This is a genomic window from Nocardioides sp. (assembly GCF_041600255.1).
GTDB lineage: Bacteria > Actinomycetota > Actinomycetes > Propionibacteriales > Nocardioidaceae > Nocardioides.
In genome coordinates, this window is sequence record NZ_JBFIKK010000076.1 from 1 (window position 1) to 16,982 (window position 16,982).

Annotated in this window: 18 protein-coding genes; 13 read left to right on the forward strand and 5 right to left on the reverse strand. The window is 71.5% G+C overall.

The window, feature by feature from the left end; translation table 11 throughout:
• Positions 1-171 precede the first annotated feature (171 nt).
• The gene (locus ABZE72_RS10325; protein ID WP_372728941.1) at positions 172-1,350 is read right to left on the reverse strand and encodes a lipid II:glycine glycyltransferase FemX; all 1,179 of its coding nucleotides are present in this window, start codon (positions 1,348-1,350) and stop codon (positions 172-174) included.
• Between the two features lie 115 nt (positions 1,351-1,465).
• Here ABZE72_RS10325 and ABZE72_RS10330 point away from each other — a divergent pair, with 115 nt between their 5' ends.
• From ABZE72_RS10330 to ABZE72_RS10360, 7 genes are all read left to right on the forward strand, one after another.
• The gene (locus ABZE72_RS10330) at positions 1,466-2,119 is read left to right on the forward strand and encodes an RNA polymerase sigma factor (protein WP_372728942.1); all 654 of its coding nucleotides are present in this window, start codon (positions 1,466-1,468) and stop codon (positions 2,117-2,119) included.
• The gene (locus ABZE72_RS10335; RefSeq protein ID WP_372728943.1) at positions 2,112-2,579 is read left to right on the forward strand and encodes a hypothetical protein; all 468 of its coding nucleotides are present in this window, start codon (positions 2,112-2,114) and stop codon (positions 2,577-2,579) included. The genes ABZE72_RS10330 and ABZE72_RS10335 overlap by 8 nt, the downstream gene beginning before the upstream one ends.
• A 43-nt stretch (positions 2,580-2,622) precedes the next feature.
• The gene (locus tag ABZE72_RS10340; protein WP_372728944.1) at positions 2,623-4,245 is read left to right on the forward strand and encodes a S8/S53 family peptidase; all 1,623 of its coding nucleotides are present in this window, start codon (positions 2,623-2,625) and stop codon (positions 4,243-4,245) included.
• Between the two features lie 48 nt (positions 4,246-4,293).
• The gene (locus ABZE72_RS10345) at positions 4,294-6,747 is read left to right on the forward strand and encodes a CHAT domain-containing protein (RefSeq protein WP_372728945.1); all 2,454 of its coding nucleotides are present in this window, start codon (positions 4,294-4,296) and stop codon (positions 6,745-6,747) included.
• A gap of 168 nt (positions 6,748-6,915) precedes the next feature.
• Complete coding sequence (locus tag ABZE72_RS10350) at positions 6,916-8,037, forward strand: C1 family peptidase (protein ID WP_372728946.1); 1,122 nt, start codon at positions 6,916-6,918, stop codon at positions 8,035-8,037.
• A 35-nt stretch (positions 8,038-8,072) separates the two neighbouring features.
• Positions 8,073-8,501, forward strand: a complete 429-nt coding sequence (locus ABZE72_RS10355; RefSeq protein ID WP_372728947.1) for a hypothetical protein — start codon at positions 8,073-8,075, stop codon at positions 8,499-8,501.
• A 4-nt stretch (positions 8,502-8,505) separates the two neighbouring features.
• Positions 8,506-8,820 carry a protease inhibitor I42 family protein gene (locus tag ABZE72_RS10360; RefSeq protein WP_372728948.1) on the forward strand — a complete coding sequence of 105 codons (315 nt, stop codon included), beginning with the start codon at positions 8,506-8,508 and terminating at the stop codon, positions 8,818-8,820.
• Between the two features lie 9 nt (positions 8,821-8,829).
• Here the strand turns inward: ABZE72_RS10360 and ABZE72_RS10365 are convergent, their stop codons facing one another.
• Entirely contained in the window at positions 8,830-9,624 is a 795-nt protein-coding gene (locus tag ABZE72_RS10365) for a deoxyribonuclease IV (RefSeq protein ID WP_372728949.1), read from the reverse strand.
• 227 nt (positions 9,625-9,851) lie between these two features.
• Here ABZE72_RS10365 and rpsF point away from each other — a divergent pair, with 227 nt between their 5' ends.
• From rpsF to rplI, 4 genes are all read left to right on the forward strand, one after another.
• Entirely contained in the window at positions 9,852-10,142 is a 291-nt protein-coding gene (rpsF, locus tag ABZE72_RS10370) for a 30S ribosomal protein S6 (protein WP_372728956.1), read from the forward strand.
• Positions 10,143-10,229: 87 nt separating this feature from the next.
• Positions 10,230-10,769 (forward strand): single-stranded DNA-binding protein, encoded by a 540-nt coding sequence (locus ABZE72_RS10375; RefSeq protein WP_372728950.1) that lies wholly within the window; start codon positions 10,230-10,232, stop codon positions 10,767-10,769.
• Positions 10,770-10,882: 113 nt separating this feature from the next.
• The gene (gene rpsR / locus ABZE72_RS10380) at positions 10,883-11,119 is read left to right on the forward strand and encodes a 30S ribosomal protein S18 (RefSeq protein ID WP_017933521.1); all 237 of its coding nucleotides are present in this window, start codon (positions 10,883-10,885) and stop codon (positions 11,117-11,119) included.
• A gap of 14 nt (positions 11,120-11,133) precedes the next feature.
• Positions 11,134-11,580, forward strand: a complete 447-nt coding sequence (rplI, locus tag ABZE72_RS10385; RefSeq protein WP_372728951.1) for a 50S ribosomal protein L9 — start codon at positions 11,134-11,136, stop codon at positions 11,578-11,580.
• Positions 11,581-11,659: 79 nt separating this feature from the next.
• Here the strand turns inward: rplI and ABZE72_RS10390 are convergent, their stop codons facing one another.
• From ABZE72_RS10390 to ABZE72_RS10400, 3 genes are all read right to left on the reverse strand, one after another.
• The gene (locus ABZE72_RS10390; RefSeq protein ID WP_372728952.1) at positions 11,660-12,823 is read right to left on the reverse strand and encodes a hypothetical protein; all 1,164 of its coding nucleotides are present in this window, start codon (positions 12,821-12,823) and stop codon (positions 11,660-11,662) included.
• A 66-nt stretch (positions 12,824-12,889) separates the two neighbouring features.
• On the reverse strand, positions 12,890-13,462 hold the full coding sequence (locus tag ABZE72_RS10395; RefSeq protein ID WP_372728953.1) for a hypothetical protein: 573 nt from the start codon (positions 13,460-13,462) through the stop codon (positions 12,890-12,892).
• A gap of 19 nt (positions 13,463-13,481) precedes the next feature.
• On the reverse strand, positions 13,482-14,849 hold the full coding sequence (locus tag ABZE72_RS10400; protein WP_372728954.1) for an MATE family efflux transporter: 1,368 nt from the start codon (positions 14,847-14,849) through the stop codon (positions 13,482-13,484).
• A gap of 492 nt (positions 14,850-15,341) precedes the next feature.
• Here ABZE72_RS10400 and dnaB point away from each other — a divergent pair, with 492 nt between their 5' ends.
• A complete protein-coding gene (dnaB, locus tag ABZE72_RS10405) occupies positions 15,342-16,715 on the forward strand; it encodes a replicative DNA helicase (protein ID WP_372728957.1) in 1,374 nt (457 codons plus the stop codon).
• Positions 16,716-16,775: 60 nt separating this feature from the next.
• Positions 16,776-16,982: hypothetical protein (locus tag ABZE72_RS10410; RefSeq protein WP_372728955.1), on the forward strand; the 207-nt coding region annotated here is incomplete at its 3' end.

Below are 16,982 nucleotides of genomic sequence, written 5' to 3' on the forward strand. Positions count from 1 at the left end.
ATCGTGTCGACGCCGAGCCACGCGGCCCGGCGGGCCAACCGGCCCACGCCGAAGCCGTAGCCGTTGCCCTTGATCACGGGGGTCAGCCCGGGGGTCTCGTCGGCGACCGCGCGCAGGTGGCTGCGCCAGCGGGCGCCATCGACGGTGAGGGTCAGGCTCATCGCGGGCCCCTCAGCCCCGGCGCCGGAGGTAGAGCTCGAACGCCTTGTAGAGCGGACGGTTCAGCGGGAGGTCCCACTCGCCGACGTACTCCACGGCCTCGCCGCCTGTGCCGACCTTGAACTGGATGAGGCCCAGGTGCGGGTCGTCCGTGGCCAGGGTGTCGGTGATGCCGCGCAGGTCGTAGACGTCCGCACCGGCCGCCAGGGCCGCGCGGATCATCGCCCACTGGACGCCGTTGGAGCCGCGCACCTCGCGCTTCTCGGTGGACGAGGCGCCGTAGGAGTACCAGGAGTGGGCGCCGACCCGGATCGCGATCGTGGCCGCGACCAGGTCGCCTTCGTGGTGGGCGAGGTGGAGCTGGATCCGGTCCGGGTCCTCGGCGCCCAGCGCGTCGACCATGGTCCGGAAGTAGCTCAGCGGCCGGGGCGTGAAGTGGTCCCGCTCGGCGGTGTGCCGGTACAGGTCGTGGAAGGCCTTGAGCTCCTCGCCGATCGCCGTGCCGGAGATGCAGGAGAGCTCGACCCCCTCCTTGGCGGCCTTCTTGATGTTGCGCCGCCACTGCTGGTTCATCCCGGCGAGGACGTCCTCCTCGGTGCGCGGGTTGCCGTCGGCGTCGCGCAGCGGGATCACGAAGTTGTACTGCGGCTGGCCGGCCGCGAAGCCACCTTCCACCGACTGGGCCTTCCAGCCCAGCTCGCGCAGCTGCGAGACCACCCGGGCGCCGGTGTCGCTGCGCTCCGCGGGCGCCACCTGGCCGAGACGGCGTACCGCGTCGTCGGCGATGCCCTCCTTGACCTGGGCGGCCGCCCACCGACGCGTGATCACCGGCGGGCCCATCCGGACCCCGAAGGCCCCGCGGCTGCGCAGGTGCTCGGTCATCGGGTCCAGCCAGGCGGCCAGGTCGTGGGTGGTCCAGTCGATGACCGGCCCCTCGGGCAGGTAGGCCAGGTAGCGCTTGACCTTGGGCAGCTGCCGGTAGAGCACCAGGGCCACCCCCACGAGCTCGTCGCCGGCCTCGCCGGGGCGGAACCAGCCCAGCGACTCGTGGCGCCACTCGGCCTTCACGGCCCCCCAGGCGGGGGTCTGCAGGAAGCTCGCCGAACGCTGCTCCCGCAGGTGCGCGAGGTGCTCCTCGGCCGGGATCTCACGGACGGTCAGGGCCGGTCGGCCGGTGCGGGGGCGGGTCACCCCGCCGAGGTTACCGGGTGCGCGTCCCCCTCCCGGACTCGGCGAATCGGTGTCAGGGTGGGGGTCGGCAGGTATCAGGCTCCCGGGCCCGGTCTCCTGTCGTGGTGTGAGCGTGATGCGTGACCGAACCGAGGTCAGGGACGTGATGGAGCACTCGACGACCAACCGCACGCCGCCGGGTCGGCCCAGCCGCCCCCGACGGTCGGGCGAGGTGTGGGCGCACGCCGCGTCCGCGTTCAGCCGATGGGCCGACGGCGACCCCGCCGGCCTGGACGACCTGGTGAAGTTGATGACGCCGGTGCTCTGGCAGGTGGTCAGGGCGCACCGGCTCTCCGTGGATCTCGCCGAGGACGTCGTGCAGACGACGTGGCTCGCGCTGGTGCGGAGCCGGGACAACGTGCGGGACCCGGTCGCGGTGGGGGCCTGGCTGACCACGACCGCACGCCGCGAGGCGTGGCGGGTCAGCAAGTTGGACGGGCGGGACACCCCCGTCGAGGACGAGGACCTGGCACTGATGGTGCCGGACGCCGTCTCGGCCGAGTCGACAGCCGTCGACCTGGACGAACAGCGTTCGTTGTGGCGAGCGGTGGATGCCCTGCCGCTGCGCTGTCGGCAGCTGTTGCGGATCGTGGCCTTCGAGCACCGACCCGACTACCAACAGCTGGCTGTGGAGCTCGGGATGCCCGTGGGGAGCATCGGACCCACCCGGGGACGATGCCTGGCAAAGCTTCGCGCCGCTCTGGCGCAGGCAGGAGAGCACGATGAGTGAGATGAGTCGCGACGAGTTGCTCGACGTCGTCCATGAGGTCTGGGAGGCACGGGACCCGGTCCCGGCCGGCCTGGTCGAGCGGATGCAACTGGTGGCGGCCACGGCCGACACCGACTTCGACCTCGAGCTGATGCAGCTGGTCGAACGGTCCCTGGAGCCGGCGGGCGTGCGTGGGGTCAGCACCGCCTACTCGCTGCGCTTCGAGTACGACGGCGTGCACCTGCTGCTCCGCGTCGACGACGACGGCGAGATGGCCCGGGTCGACGGATGGCTCACGCCGCCGTCCCCGATGACCGTGCGCGCGATCGCCATGCAGGGAGACCGCCGGGAGTGGGACGTCGACGTCAGCGACCGGGGTCGCTTCGAGTTCGCCGGCCTGACCCCCGGCCTGCTGCGCCTGCGGCTCGAGCCGCACGGGGACAGCGCGAAAGCCCTGGGCACTCCGGCGTTCGAGATCTGATCGGCCTTCCGAGCATCCGCCAGCACCCGACGTGAGGAGCAGCATGCAGCCACCCGGCGAGAAGGAGGCCCAGCTCACCGGGCCCGGGACCCTGCCCCCGAGCGCCCTCGACCGGGATCCGGCGCCCCCGCCCAGTTGGGCGATCGCGCCGGTCGACGGGCGGGTGCTGGACCCCTCCACCGCGCTGGTCGTCAAGGGGGTGCGCCCACGCTCGACGGTCTACGTCGGGCCGCGGCTGACGATCTCGCGGACCCTGGACTTCGCCGAGGTGTTGGACATCCTGCGTACGGTCGCCGAGAAGCTCGGCTGGGACGTCGACCCGGAGGAGGACGACCCGCGCCTGTCCGGCCTGCGGCTCGGTGTACGGCGGGTCTCGCTCTCGGTGGGCTCCCGCAAGGCCACCCTGGCCCCGGACGGCTGGACCCTGCTGCAGCAGGCCCGGGCGATGTTCGGGATCGAGCGGTTGCGTGGGGTGGGGCTCGACCATGTCGTCTTCGCCCGCCCGGTGGGGGCCAACCCCTACGACCTCTCCCACCCCTACGACCTGAGTCATCCGTACGACCTCTCCCACCCCTACGACCTCTCGCACCCCGGCCACGGCGCCGGGCCGTCGGCCGCGGTGGCGACGTACGGCGTGCCCGGCAGCGGCGGCCGGCAGCCGGTCGCGTACGTCGGGCCGCGCCCGCACCGTCGCAGCGAGGCGGAGCTGCCGGGGCGGCGACCGGTGGTGGCGATCCTGGACACCGGCTGCGGTCCGCACGCGTGGCTGGACGGCGTGGTCGACTGCTCGGTCACCCTGGACGGGGTGCCGATCGGCCACACCTCCCCGTCGACGGACCCGGAGTTGCACGGCGACCTGACCGGTCCGCTGGACGGATCCATCGACCCGCTCTCGGGCCACGGGACCTTCATCGCCGGGCTGGTGCACCAGGGGTGTCCGGACGCCGACATCCTGTCCTGGCGGGTGGTGCCGTCGGAGGGGCCGATCGTCGAGTCCGACTGGGTCACCGCGCTGACCCAGATCGCCGAGCTGGTCCGCCGGCACTGGGCCGGTGAGCCGGGTGGGCGCCGGATCGACGTGCTGAGCCTCTCGATGGGGTACTACCACGAGACCCCGGCGGACGCGCTCTTCGACGAGACCCTGCACGCGATCCTCTCCGACCTCGGTCGGCACGGCGTGACCGTGGTCTGCTCCGCCGGGAACGACGCCACCAGCCGGCCCTCCTTCCCCGCGGCCCTGGGCCCCTGGCAGGACGGCGGTGGGCCGGTGCCGACGTCGTCGGACTGCGTTCCGATCGTCTCGGTCGGTGCGCTGAACCCGAATTGCCGCACCGATGCCCTGTTCAGCAACGCCGGTCCGTGGGTGCGCTGCCACGTGCCGGGGGCCGCCGTGGTCAGCACGATGCCGGCCTTCGAGGGGGGCAACCTGCCGGGTGCCCGGATGCGGGCCTTCGGTCGCACCCGGGAGACGATCGACCCCGACGACTTCCGTGGCGGCTTCGCCGTCTGGAGCGGTACGTCGTTCGCGGCGCCCCTGATGGCCGGGGTGCTGGCCCAGGGGCTCCTGGAGAAGCTGGGCGAGCAGTCGGTGGCGGGCGAGACCGTCGACTCCGCGGTGCGCCGGGCCTGGGATGTGGTGGAGAGCGTGACGCCGATCCGGTCCTGACGCCATGATGGAGACGTGCTCTCCTCGGAAGAGCTTCACCATCGGGGCGTGACCGCCATCAACAGCGGTCGGATCCGACACGCCAAGACCCTCCTGGAGCGGGCCCGCGAGCGGGCCGAGGGGGACGAACTGCGGGCCCGGATCGAGGCGAGCCTGGCCTACGTGGCCGCCGAGATCGGCGACTTCGACGCCGCGATCGCGCTCTGCGACAGCGCGCTGGGCCACGTCCAGCCCGGCTCGGAGACCCGCGGCGTGGTCGCCGGCCAGCGCGCGCTGCTGTCGATGCGGCGCGGGGAGACCGCGGACGCGCTGAGCTCCTTCGACCTGGCCATCCGGGAGCTGAGCGACCCGGCCGAGCTCGGCAAGGTCCACATGAACCGCGGTGACGTCTACCTCCAGCAGGGCCACCCCCACCTCGCCGTGGCCGACTTCGAGGCCGCGGTGGCCCAGCTCGCGGCGGTCTCCCGGCCGATCGACGCCGCGATGGCCAGGCACAACCTCGGCTACGCGCACTTCCTCCGCGGCGACCTGCTGCTGGCGATGGACCACATGGACTCCGCCCGGCAGGTGCTCGACGGCATCAGCCCGGTGGTCAAGGCGATCGGCGACCAGGACCGCGCCGAGGTGCTGATCGCGGCCGGGCTGGTCGCGGAGGGTCAGCACGCCCTGCGGGAGGCCTCCCAGGCCTATGCCTCCCGGCACCTGCACCAGCGCCGCGGCGAGGCGCAGCTGGCCCTGGCCCGCACGCTGGCGCTGACCGACCCGGGGGCCGCGCTCTCGGCGGCGCGGGCGGCCCGGCGGCTGTTCACCCGCACCGACTCGGCGGCCTGGTTGGTGCGCGCCGACGCCGTCGTGCTGGCCTGCGAGGTGGAGCTCGGCAGCACCGACCCGGCGCTGGTCGCCCGCGGGGACGCCCTGGTCGAGGCCTTGCTCGAGCAGGGCCTGGTGTGGGCCGCCGTGCTGGTGCGCCTCAACGTCGCGCGAGCCGTCACCCGGGGCGGCGACCTCGCCGAGGCGCGTCGCCGGCTGGCCAGGGTCCGGGCCGGCAGTCGTGCCCCGCTGGCGGTCCGGCTGCTCGGCCACGACGTACGGGCCGAGGTGGAGGCCCTCGCGGGCCGGCGCGGCCGGGCGCTGCAGCACCTGCGGGTGGGGCTGCGCGACCTGCACTCGTGGCAGAGCACCTTCGGCAGCCTCGACCTGCAGACGCTGGTGGCCGGACACGGTGCCCGGGTCGCCCGGCGGGGCCTGTCGATCGCGGTCGAGGGGGGCCGCCCGGACGTCCTCTTCGAGTGGTCCGAGCGGGCCCGGATGCTGGCCAGCCGGGTGGCGCCGGTGCGGGCGCCGGCCGACCGGACGATCGCCGAGGACCTCGCCGAGCTCCGCCGGCTGGCCCCCACGGCCACCGGCCCCAACGCCGTCAGCCCTCACGCTGTCGGCCCGACCGCGGCCGACGAGCGCGGTGCCGAGCTGCGCCGACGGGTCCGGGAGAAGGACTGGCAGCACCGCGGCTCCGGTCAGGTCAGCGAGCCGTGCCGACTCGACGAGGTCCAGGCGGTCCTGGGCGACGACACCGCGTTGGTCGCGTACGTCGGCACCGTCGACCGGATCGTCGGGCTGGTGGTGACCGGGAGCAGCGCCGAGGTCGTGGACCTGGCCTCGCGGCACCAGCTGGGTGCGGTCCTGGGCGGGTTGGCGCCGGACCTGGACATGGCGGCCTCGGTGGACGGGCTGCCGGCGGCGGTGACCCGGATGGTGCGTGCCGAGCTGGGGGACCGGCTCGACGACCTCGCCGGCCTGCTGGTGCACCCGGTGCTGCGGGTGCTGGGCGAGCGCTCCCTGGTGATCACGCCGTCCGGGATGCTCTCCGGCGTCCCCTGGAGCCTGCTCGACGGCCTGCGTGGCCGACCCGTCACGGTCGCCCAGTCGGCCACCTCCTGGCTGGGCCGACGGACCAGCCCGCTGCGGATGGACACGGCCGGATTCGTCGCCGGCCCACACGTCGCCCGGGCGGCCGACGAGGTCCGGGCGGCTGCCGGCACCTGGTCCTCGGCGCACGTGCTGGCCGGTGCCGCGGCCACGGCGTCGGCCGTGGCAGGGCTGGCCTCCCGCTCCGACGTGCTGCACGTGGCGGCGCACGGCCGGCACTCCGCGGCCAACCCGATGTTCTCCGGGCTCGAGCTCGTCGACGGCCCCTGGTTCGGCTACGACATCGACCAGTTGGACTCGGTGCCCGACGTGGTGCTCCTCTCGGCGTGCGAGGTGGGCCGCTCCACGGTCCGCTACGGCGAGGAGCTGATCGGGATGACGGCCGCCTGGTTGCACGCCGGCACCCGCTGCGTGATCGCCTCGGCGGCCGCGGTGAACGACGACGTCGCGCACGACGTGCTGGTCCGGGTGCACCACTCGCTGGGGGCCGGCCAGGACCCGGCCACGGCCCTCGCCTCCGCGGTGGGAGCGGTGGACGGCGCCGCGCCGCCGGCGCCGTTCGTCTGCTTCGGATGAGCGACCTCCGGGCGCCCGACCGACCGTCGGAGGTGCCGCGGAACGGGTCGTGAGACGCGGCGGAAATTGGCGGGCGTGCGCCGGTATCACCGCGAGGAGGTCGCCCTCCTGTAGGTCGACACCCTCGGCGGCGAACGCCGTGGCCACGACATCGGAGGAGACAGCGACATGACCCACCACGACAGCCCCGTCGACCTCGAGGCGATCCGCTCCGCGCTCGCCGAGGACGACGAACCTTCCTGGGAGCCCGGGGAGACCTCCATGACGCGGATGTCCGACCAGGACGTCACGATGCGTCTCGGCGTGCCGCTGCCGGATCCCGGCGAGCTCGCCCAACTGGACCGCAAGGCGGCCAAGGTCCGTGCGTTCGCGGCCGCCCCGTCGGCGGGTGACGCCACGGCGCTCCCGGCCAAGCACGACCTGCGCAACATCGGTGGCGCCAACTACGCCGGGGCGATCCGCAACCAGGGCTCCTGCGGGTCCTGCGTCGCGTTCGGCTCGGTCGCGGTGATGGAGGGCACGGCGCGCTACAGCCGGCGTACGCCCGGCCTGAACGTCGACCTCTCCGAGGCCCACCTCTTCTACGGCCACGGTGCCGGGCACGGCGTGACCTGTCAGACCGGGTGGCTCCCGAAGCCGGCGCTGGCCGAGTGTGCCAGCAAGGGCATCACCTACGAGGCCAACTGGCCCTACACCTCGGGCAACACCAACGGCGGCTCCGCGCCGGCCAACTGGGAGTCGCACCGCGGCAAGGCCACCGGCAGCGTCGACCTCACCAGCAAGGTCGCCGACATCAAGCAGCACCTGGTCAACACCGGCCCGGTGACGGCCTGCTTCATCGTCTACAACGACTTCTTCGGCTACACCAGCGGCGTCTACAAGCACGTGTCCGGCGCCCAGGCGGGCGGCCACTGCGTGGCGATCGTCGGGTACGACGACAGCCAGGGCGCGTGGATCTGCAAGAACAGCTGGGGCACCGGGTGGGGGATGAACGGGTTCTTCCTCATCAAGTACGGCGAGTGCTACATCGACACCTGGCAGAACGTCGCGGTCAGCGGGGTCAACCTGCGCACCTGGACCGGGAACGTCAAGGTGCTCGGCGCCTACGCCAGCGGACACCAGCGCAACGGGTGGGTCTACATGGAGAACACCGGCTGGCTCCTGGTCGGTGGCACCACCGACACCGCCCACACCGCCCTGTTCGCCGACCTGCTGAACGCCAAGGAGGAGAACGCCTTCGTCGGCGCCTACAACGACGACGGCAAGATCACCCAGCTCTACGCCTACTGACCCGCACCCGACCCATCAGACGAGGAGACAACTCCATGAGCACCAAGACGAATCCCCGCTCCGCCGAGGCTCCCGAGGCACCTCCGGCGCCGCGCACCGAGCAGCCGCAGGAGCTGACCGCCGAGCAGTTGCAGCTGCTCGCCTCCACCGGGGAGGTGAGTGCGACCGGGGCAGGTGAGGGCGAGGCCCCGGCGATGGCGCCGCCCGGCTCCGCAGCCGGTCTCTCCGCCTCCGCGGCAGGCGCCACGATCAGCGGACAGAAGATCAACGCGCTCTGGGCCGACCAGACCAACCGCAACTCCTGGGCCCACCTGGAGACCGCCGGTTGGAAGCGGCTCAGCCCGCTCAGCGACAGCGGCTCGACGAACATGACCCTGTTGGCCGGGCACGCCCGGGCGACCGGTCACGCGCCGTACGCGAACGAGGACCCGGCCGGCACGATCGCGTACATGTACGTCTGGTGACCTCATGCGCCACCAGATCGTCGAACCGGCCTCCAGCGCTGCCGCCCGCCTCCGGGTGGGCGACACGCTGGAGGTACGGCTGTTGCAGATCGGCGGCACCGGCTACCTCTGGCAGGTCGACGAGGTGCCGCCGGAGCTGACCCTGGACGCCGACGAGGGCGTGGTCAGCTCCACCAGCAGGGCCGGCGCGGCCGGGCACCACGCGTTCGTCTTCTCGGCCCAGCACCCGGGGCGGGGGGACCTGGTGCTCCGGCTCTCCAGGCCGTGGGAGGACGAGATCGAGGACGAGGTCACGCTCGACGTGACCGTCGGCGAGTGACCGCCCACCTCAGAGGCGGGAGCGCAACCAGCCGAAGTCGCTGAGGTGCTCGCCGACGCCTCCGGGCGTCTCGCAGATCACCGGCGCACCGGCGTCGCGCACGACGGACGCGAGCAGCGCCGGATCGATCCGGCCTGCTCCGAAGTTGGCGTGCCGGTCGGCGCCGGAGTCGAAGTCGTCGCGGCTGTCGTTGGCGTGCACGAGGTCGATCCGGCCGGTGATGCGTCGTACGTCATCGACGACGGTCTCCAGGGCGTTGCCGCCGGCGTGGGCGTGGCAGGTGTCCAGGCAGAAGCCGACCTGGTCGGCACCCTCCGTGCCGTCGATCGCGTCCCAGATCCGGCCGATCCGGTCGAGGTGACGGGTCATCGCGTTCTCCCCGCCGGCCGTGTTCTCGATCAGCAGCGGCAGCTTGAGGTCGGTCGCCTCGATCGCCTTGCGCCAGTTGTCGAACCCCTTCTCCGGGTCGTCGGCCTTGTTCACGTGGCCACCGTGCACGATCAGCCCCCGGGCGCCGATGGCCGCCGCGGCGTCGACGTGCTTCTGCAGCAGCTTGCGGGACGGGATCCGGATCCGGTTGTTCGTGGTCGCCACGTTGATCACGTACGGCGCGTGCACGTACAGCGCGACCCCGGCCTCCTCGGCCCTGGCCCGGAGGGCCTCGGCGCCGCCGGGGTAGGCGATCTCCGGGCCCTGGTAGCTCTGCGGGTCGCCGAGGAAGAACTGCACCAGCGGAGCCTTCCGGGCCTGCGCCTCCGCGACGGGGTCGGTCTGGTCGACGTGGGCTCCGATGGCGATGTCCATGGCGTCATCGTAGGAAGCGCCCCCGAGGCCCGGGTCGGTGCCCGATGACGAGTTGGGGACACCCCCGGCCCGCTGCTAGCCTGTGGCGTCCTTGTCTGCACCGACCCCACCGACGGGGAAGGTCGACGAGGAACCCCGCACCCGTCACCCGACGATCGCGGGGAACGCAACGCCCTCCTGCCACGGAAGTTCCGTGGCCGCCGAGTCCAGAGGAGGTGGAGACCGCTTTGCGTACCTATGAAGTCATGGTCATCCTCGACCCCAGCCTTGAAGAGCGCACCATCGAGCCGTCGCTCGACAAGTACCTCAACGTCATCCGCAAGGACGGCGGCTCGATCGAGTCCGTCGACGTGTGGGGCCGCCGCCGGCTGGCCTACGAGGTCAAGAAGAACGCCGAAGGCATCTACGCCGTCATCTCGCTGAAGGCCGAGCCGGCCACGGTCAAGGAGTTCGACCGCCAGCTCACCCTCAACGAGTCGATCCTGCGTACGAAGGTCATGCGTCCCGACGCTCACTGAGCATCGGGTTCTGTGGACGAACCCTTTCGCCTGTCGGCGGCTCCGGCCACGATGGGCGAGAACATTCCAGCGAGCTAGGAGATCCGCATGGCAGGCGAGACCGTCATCACGGTGGTCGGCAACCTCGTCGACGACCCGGAGCTGCGCTTCACCCCCTCGGGTGCGGCCGTGGCGAACTTCCGGATCGCGTCGACTCCCCGCACCTTCGACAAGCAGACCAACGAGTGGAAGGACGGCGACTCGCTGTTCCTCTCCTGCTCGGTCTGGCGTCAGGCCGCGGAGAACGTCGCCGAGTCCCTTCAGCGCGGCATGCGTGTCGTCGTGACGGGTCGCCTGAAGTCGCGGACCTACGAGACCCGCGAGGGTGAGAAGCGCACCGTCTTCGAGATCGAGGTCGAAGAGGTGGGCCCCTCCCTCAAGTACGCGACCGCCAAGGTCACCCGCACCACCCGCTCCGGCGGTGGCGGTGGGGGTTACTCCGGCGGTGGCGGCCAGGGCGGCGGCGCCCCGCAGGGCGGCGACGACCCGTGGGCCACTCCTGCTCCGCAGGCGTCCAACCAGGGTGCCTCGAACGCCCAGGACCCCTGGGGTGCACCCGGCGCGGGCTCGGACGAGCCCCCGTTCTGATCCGCACCCCGGTCGCCCGGCTCACCTGAGCCGGCGGCCACCAGCCAACCGACAGCCCACCATTCCGGCTCAGTAACCACTCTGCGCCGGGCTTCGCGAAAGGAAGCACCACAATGGCCAAGGCAGTGATTCGCAAGCCCAAGAAGAAGGTTTGCCAGTTCTGCAAGGAGAAGGCGACCGGTGTCGACTACAAGGACACCACCCTGCTCCGCAAGTTCATCTCCGACCGCGGCAAGATCCGCGCGCGTCGGGTCACCGGCAACTGCGTCCAGCACCAGCGGGACGTCGCGATCGCGGTCAAGAACGCCCGCGAGGTCGCACTGCTGCCCTACACGTCCACCGGTCGCTGAGAGGAGCTGACACGATGAAGCTCATTCTGACCCAGGAGGTCACCGGTCTCGGTGCCCCCGGCGACGTGGTCGAGGTCAAGGACGGCTACGGCCGCAACTACCTCGTCCCCCGTGGCGTTGCGATCCGTTGGACGCGTGGCGCCGAGAAGACCGTCGAGTCGATCAAGACCGCCCGCGCCAGCCGCGCGGTGCGCGACCACGACCACGCGGCCGAGATCAAGACCAAGCTCGAGTCGGGTCCGGTTGCCGTGAAGGTGCGCTCGGGCGCGGGTGGGCGGCTCTTCGGTGCCGTCACCGTTGCCGAGATCGCCAGCGCGCTGACCGAGGCGACCGGCGAGCCGGTCGACAAGCGCACGATCGCGGTCAAGAACCCGATCAAGTCGCTCGGTTCGCACCTGGTCTCGGTCAAGCTGCACGACGACGTGTCGGCCTCGGTGGCCCTCAACGTCATCCCCGCCTGACCCAGCACCAACGCACCAGGGCCGTTCCTCCTTCGGGAGGAACGGCCCTGGTGTGATTTCGGGGTTGTGAGCGGGAGGCTCAGTCGGGGGGGAAGACCAGCGCGTCGACCTTGACGGCCCGGCGGTTGCTCAGCGACTCGATCACGATCTGGCCCGAGGTCACCACCGAGCGCGGGCCGCGGATGACGTACTCCCGCCGCAGGCGCGACGTGCCCGAGCGCAGGTTGATGTAGGTCCAGTAGGAGCGCCCGACCCGCACCCGCAGCTTGCCCAGCGCGGGGCCCGACGGCGCGATCAGTCGGACGCCGCGGACGTCGGAGGCCTTGAACTTCACCCGGGCGCCGCGGGTCCGGGTCACCAGCTGGTCGCCCTTGAAGGCTCCCTTGCGGTTGAGCTGGGTCCAGCCCCTGCCGCCCTTCAGGTTGAACGGCACGGTGAACTGCTTGACGGCCAGGCTCGGGTCCTGGTTGCCGGCCTGGTCGGTGGCGAGCACCGTGAAGACCTTGTCGCCGCCGGAGAGCTTCCGCAGCGGGACCTTGCCCTCCTTGCAGGGCACGGCGAAGCCGTTCAGCGAGCAGTCGTAGGTGACGTCCGGCTCGCTCGCGGTCAGCCGGAAGGTGGCCTTGGGCTGCTCGGTGACCGGGCTGCTGCTGCCGTTCGGGTCGTAGGGGCCGCCCACGACGTAGGCGTGCGGGACCACCGTGTCCTGGCGCCACGAGACCGACTCCGGGGTGGCGTCCTCGTCCGGCGTGTCGTAGTCCGGGGTGCCGAAGGGCGGGGGCGGGGTCTGCGGGTTGTCGTAGACGATCGCCCGGTCGGAGCGGTCGTAGGCGCGGACCGTGAAGGTGTACCGGCTGCCGTCGGTCGTGTCGGTGAGGCCGGTGTAGCTGCGCGGGCTCGTGCAGTCCTGCCAGTCGTGGGCCTGCGAGGGGCCCTCGAGCTTGCATTCGAGCCGCATCTCGTCGGTGTCGTTGGGGTCGGTCTCGACCACGGCGAAGGTCAGGGTGACGGCGTCGGTGCGGGTCCACCCGGCGGCGTTGGGGCTGGGGACGAGCGGCTCGAGGCTGGTCTCCGGCGGGGTGGCGTCGTCACAGGCCGAGGGCGGCAGCGGCTTGGGCACCTCGGACGAGCAGACCGGGTCGGCGGCGCCGGCCGGTGAGGCCGGACCGACCAGGGGCATCAGGGCGGAGACCAGCACCACGCCCACCCACGGCGCGACACCTCGACGAATTCCGGACCCCATGACAACAACTCCCTAGACCGAGCACGACGCGTCCCTCCGTTGAACAACGGAAGGACACCCACAAGGCTACGTCGCGGAGGCGTCGGGCGTGGTGCGGTTGACCACACTGGCCCAGGGGCGGGAGGCGTAGGTGAAGAGCAGCACGATCAAGGAGAGGGTCAGCAGCCCGGTGCCGATGTAGAGGCTGCTCTCCAGGGCGGCCCACCCGGCGCCGAAGACCAACACCGGCAGCGCCGCCAGCAGCAGGTACGCCGTGCGGGCGATGGCCAGCCAGCCGCCGGCCCGGCGGTCGCCCGCCGAACGGGCCCGGGCGGCGAGCAGGTGGCAGAGCAGTGCCTGGCTGAGCAGCGCGGGCAGGTTGCGGGCCCAGTCGATGGCCGAGGACTCCGTCGCGGTCCGCTCCAGCAGGGCATCGGTGACGGCCGGGAACCAGAAGACGGCCGCGATCACCAGGGCCACCCCGGCCAGGGCGAGCAGGCTCTTCTTCGCCTCGGCCGGCAGGTCGAGGTCCCGGACACCGAGCAGGACCAGCAGCCAGCCGACGTAGTCGGGCAGCAGGTCGTAGCCGTGGAAACCCTCGGCGGGCGCGACCAGCAGGATGATGACGAGCCCCATCGCGATCGACTGCAGGGGCTTCATGGCGGCCAGACTAGGGGATTCAGCCGGCCGCCCGGGGCCGGGCTCCGTACGTCGCGGCACCGGTCACCAGCCAGTCGTCGCGCAGCTCGCGGTGCCGGAGCACGGCCAACCGGGACCCCATGAAGATCACCACGAAGAGCACCCAGATCGCCACCAGTCCGGCCCCGAGCGCTGCGGCGGCGAGGACCAGGGGCGCGTAGACGATGAGCGTCAGCAGCCCGGCGCGGGCGAGGTAGGCGCCGTCCCCGGCCCCGATCAGCACGCCGTCCAGCACGAAGACCAGCCCGGCGATCGGTTGGCCCAGCGCGGCGACGACGAGAACCGGCACGAGCAGCGACTGCACGTCGGCATCGGGGGTGAAGAGGCTGCCCAGGAACGGACTGCCGGCTGCCAGCAGCAGACCGGTGACCACCCCCGAGACCACCCCCCAGCGCAGCATCCGGCGGACCAGGGCCCGGGTCCCGGAGGCGTCGCCCGCGCCAAGCGTGCGCCCGGTGAGCGCCTGGGCAGCGATCGCGATCGCATCCAGGGCGAAGGCCAGGAAGGTCCAGAGCGTGAGCGCGAGCTGGTGGGTGGCCAGGTGCAGCGCCTCGGTGCCCGGGGAGCCGGCTCCGGCCGCGACGGCGTACGTCGTGACCAGCAGGGCGGCGCGCAGGGTGACCGTCCGGACCACCAGCGGCACGGCGGCTCGTCCGGAGGCCCGGACGCCGGCCAGGTCGGGCAGCAGCGAGGCACCCTCGCGGCGTGCGGCCCGGGCGACGACGCCGACCAGGACGGCAGCGCTGACCACCTGGGCCAGCACCGAGCCCCAGGCCGAGCCGGCGATGCCGAGCGCCGGGATCGGACCGAGCCCGTAGACCAGGACCACGTTGGCCACGATGTTGAGAGCGTTGCCGCCGACGGCGACGAGCAGGGGTGTCCGGGTGTCCTGGAGGCCGCGCAGGACGCCGGTGGCGGCCAGCATCAGCAGCAGCGGGACGGTGCCGAGGAAGGCGATCCGCAGGTAGGTGGCCGCCGGTTCGGCGACCCGGGCGTCGGCACCGAAGGTCGCGACCAGTGGGTCGGTGAAGGCGACTCCGAGGATCGTGACCACGGTCCCGATCGCGACGGCCAGCCAGAGCCCGTCCACCCCCTGGGTCATCGCGCCCCGGAGATCGGCGGCGCCCAGGCGGCGCGCGACCTGGGCGGTGGTGCCGTAGGCGAGGAAGACGCAGAGCCCGATCGCGGTCTGCAGGACGGCGGCGGCGATCCCGAGGCCGGCCAGCGGGGCAGTGCCCAGACGACCCACGATCGCGGCGTCGGCGAGCAGGAAGAGGGGCTCGGCGACGAGGGCCAGGAACGCCGGACCGGCGAGGCGGAGGATCTCGCGGTCCCGGGGGTGCGGCATGGGGTGATCGTAGTCACAGTAAGGACCAGATGACCCCTCAGGCTCCCACGGTGACTAGTGCGTCACCCCCTGTGGGTAACTAGTCCTTACCTGTGGGAATCCCCGGGGCCGGTCGCCTTGTCGACAAACATCCTGGCGACGGACAGGTAACCGGACGGTGAATGAGACGGCCCGGTAACTGTTTTTCCTCCACAGGCCGGGAACGATGTTTGTGCAGGTCAGAGCGGGTGCAGCCGTCTGAGAAACTTGGTTGTCCACAAGAGCGTCCCCATGCTGTGCACATCTACGAGCGTGTCGTCCACGGGGAAGTCGGAGTTATGCACAGGGCCTGTGGACAACGGGCTGTCCCCGGGGTGCCCGGGGAGCGTACGGTCCGCAACTGTCGGTACCTCCCCCTACGGTGCAACTGGCACCGGACGAACCGAATCTCTCGCCCCAGGAGGCCCCGTGAGCATCGCCGAGCAGGACACCCGGGGCATGCCCGACCCGCCGATGGACGACTGGGGCGACGGCCCCGCGTCGTACGCCCCCGGCGAGCGACCGAGCTCTCCCAACGACCGCACCCCGCCCCAGGACATGGCGGCGGAGCAGTCCGTGCTCGGGGCGATGCTGCTGAGCAAGGACGCGATCGCCGACGTCGCCGAGGTGCTGCGGGGCACGGACTTCTACCGGCCCGCGCACGAGACGATCCACGACGTCATCATCGACCTCTACGGCCGCAGCGAGCCGGTCGACATGGTCACCACCGCGGCCGAGCTCCAGCGCCGGGGCGAGCTCCAGCGGATCGGCGGCGCGCCGTACCTGCACACGCTCTCGGCCAACGTGCCCATCGCGGCGAACGCCGGCTACTACGCCGAGATCGTGCGGGAGAAGGCGATCCTGCGCCGGCTGGTCGACGCGGGCACCAAGATCGTCCAGATCGGCTATGCCGGCGAGGGCCAGGTCGACGACGTCGTCGACCAGGCGCAGGCGGAGGTCTACAAGATCACCGAGCGTCGCTCCTCGGAGGACTACTCCCCGCTCAGCGACATCATGGACGGCGTCCTCGACGAGATCGAGGCGATCGGCAACCGGGAGGCCGGGCTGTACGGCGTCCCGACCGGCTTCGCCGACCTCGACGACCTGACCAACGGTCTGCACTCGGGTCAGATGATCATCGTCGCGGCCCGCCCCGCCATGGGAAAGAGCACCCTGGCCCTCGACCTGTGCCGTGCGGCGTCGATCCACAACAACCTGACCAGCTGCTTCTTCAGCCTGGAGATGACGCGCTCGGAGATCACGATGCGTCTGCTCTCGGCGGAGGCGAAGGTCCCGCTGAACCACATCCGCAACGGCAACATGAACGACGACGACTGGGCCAAGCTCGCGCGCAAGATGGGTGAGGTCTCCTCGGCGCCGATGTTCATCGACGACTCGCCGAACATGACGATGATGGAGATCCGGGCGAAGGCGCGGCGGCTCAAGCAGCGTCACGACCTCAAGCTCATCGTGATCGACTACATGCAGCTGATGTCGTCGGGCAAGAAGGTCGAGTCGCGTCAGCTCGAGGTCTCGGAGTTCTCTCGTCAGATCAAGCTGCTCGCCAAGGAGCTCGAGCTCCCGATCATCGCGCTCTCGCAGCTCAACCGTGGTCCCGAGCAGCGCGGCGACAAGCGCCCGATGATGAGCGACCTGCGTGAGTCCGGTTCGCTGGAGCAGGACGCCGACATGGTGATCCTGCTGCACCGCGACGACGTCTACGAGAAGGAGTCGACCCGCCCCGGCGAGGCCGACCTGATCGTGGCCAAGCACCGCAACGGCCCCACCCGCGACATCACCGTGGCGTTCCAGGGGCACTATTCGCGGTTCGTGGACATGGCGCACTGATCGTTGCGAATTTCGCGCACAGATGAAACAGAGGCCGTTTCGTTTCAGTTCTCTCTGCAGATGGCCGACGATTGGCGGCATCCCGGCTGGCGCAGACCCGGCTGCAACTCCTGCATCTCGCTGAGCCGATACAACGAAGCCGTCTCGGCGAGAGCGCTAGCCGCCACCTCGTACCTACCGCCATGCCAGCCGGATTCCACTGACTGGGAGAGCAGCACTGTGGACGAACCGTTTCACCTGTCGGTGGGTGCGCTTATCCTCGAACGG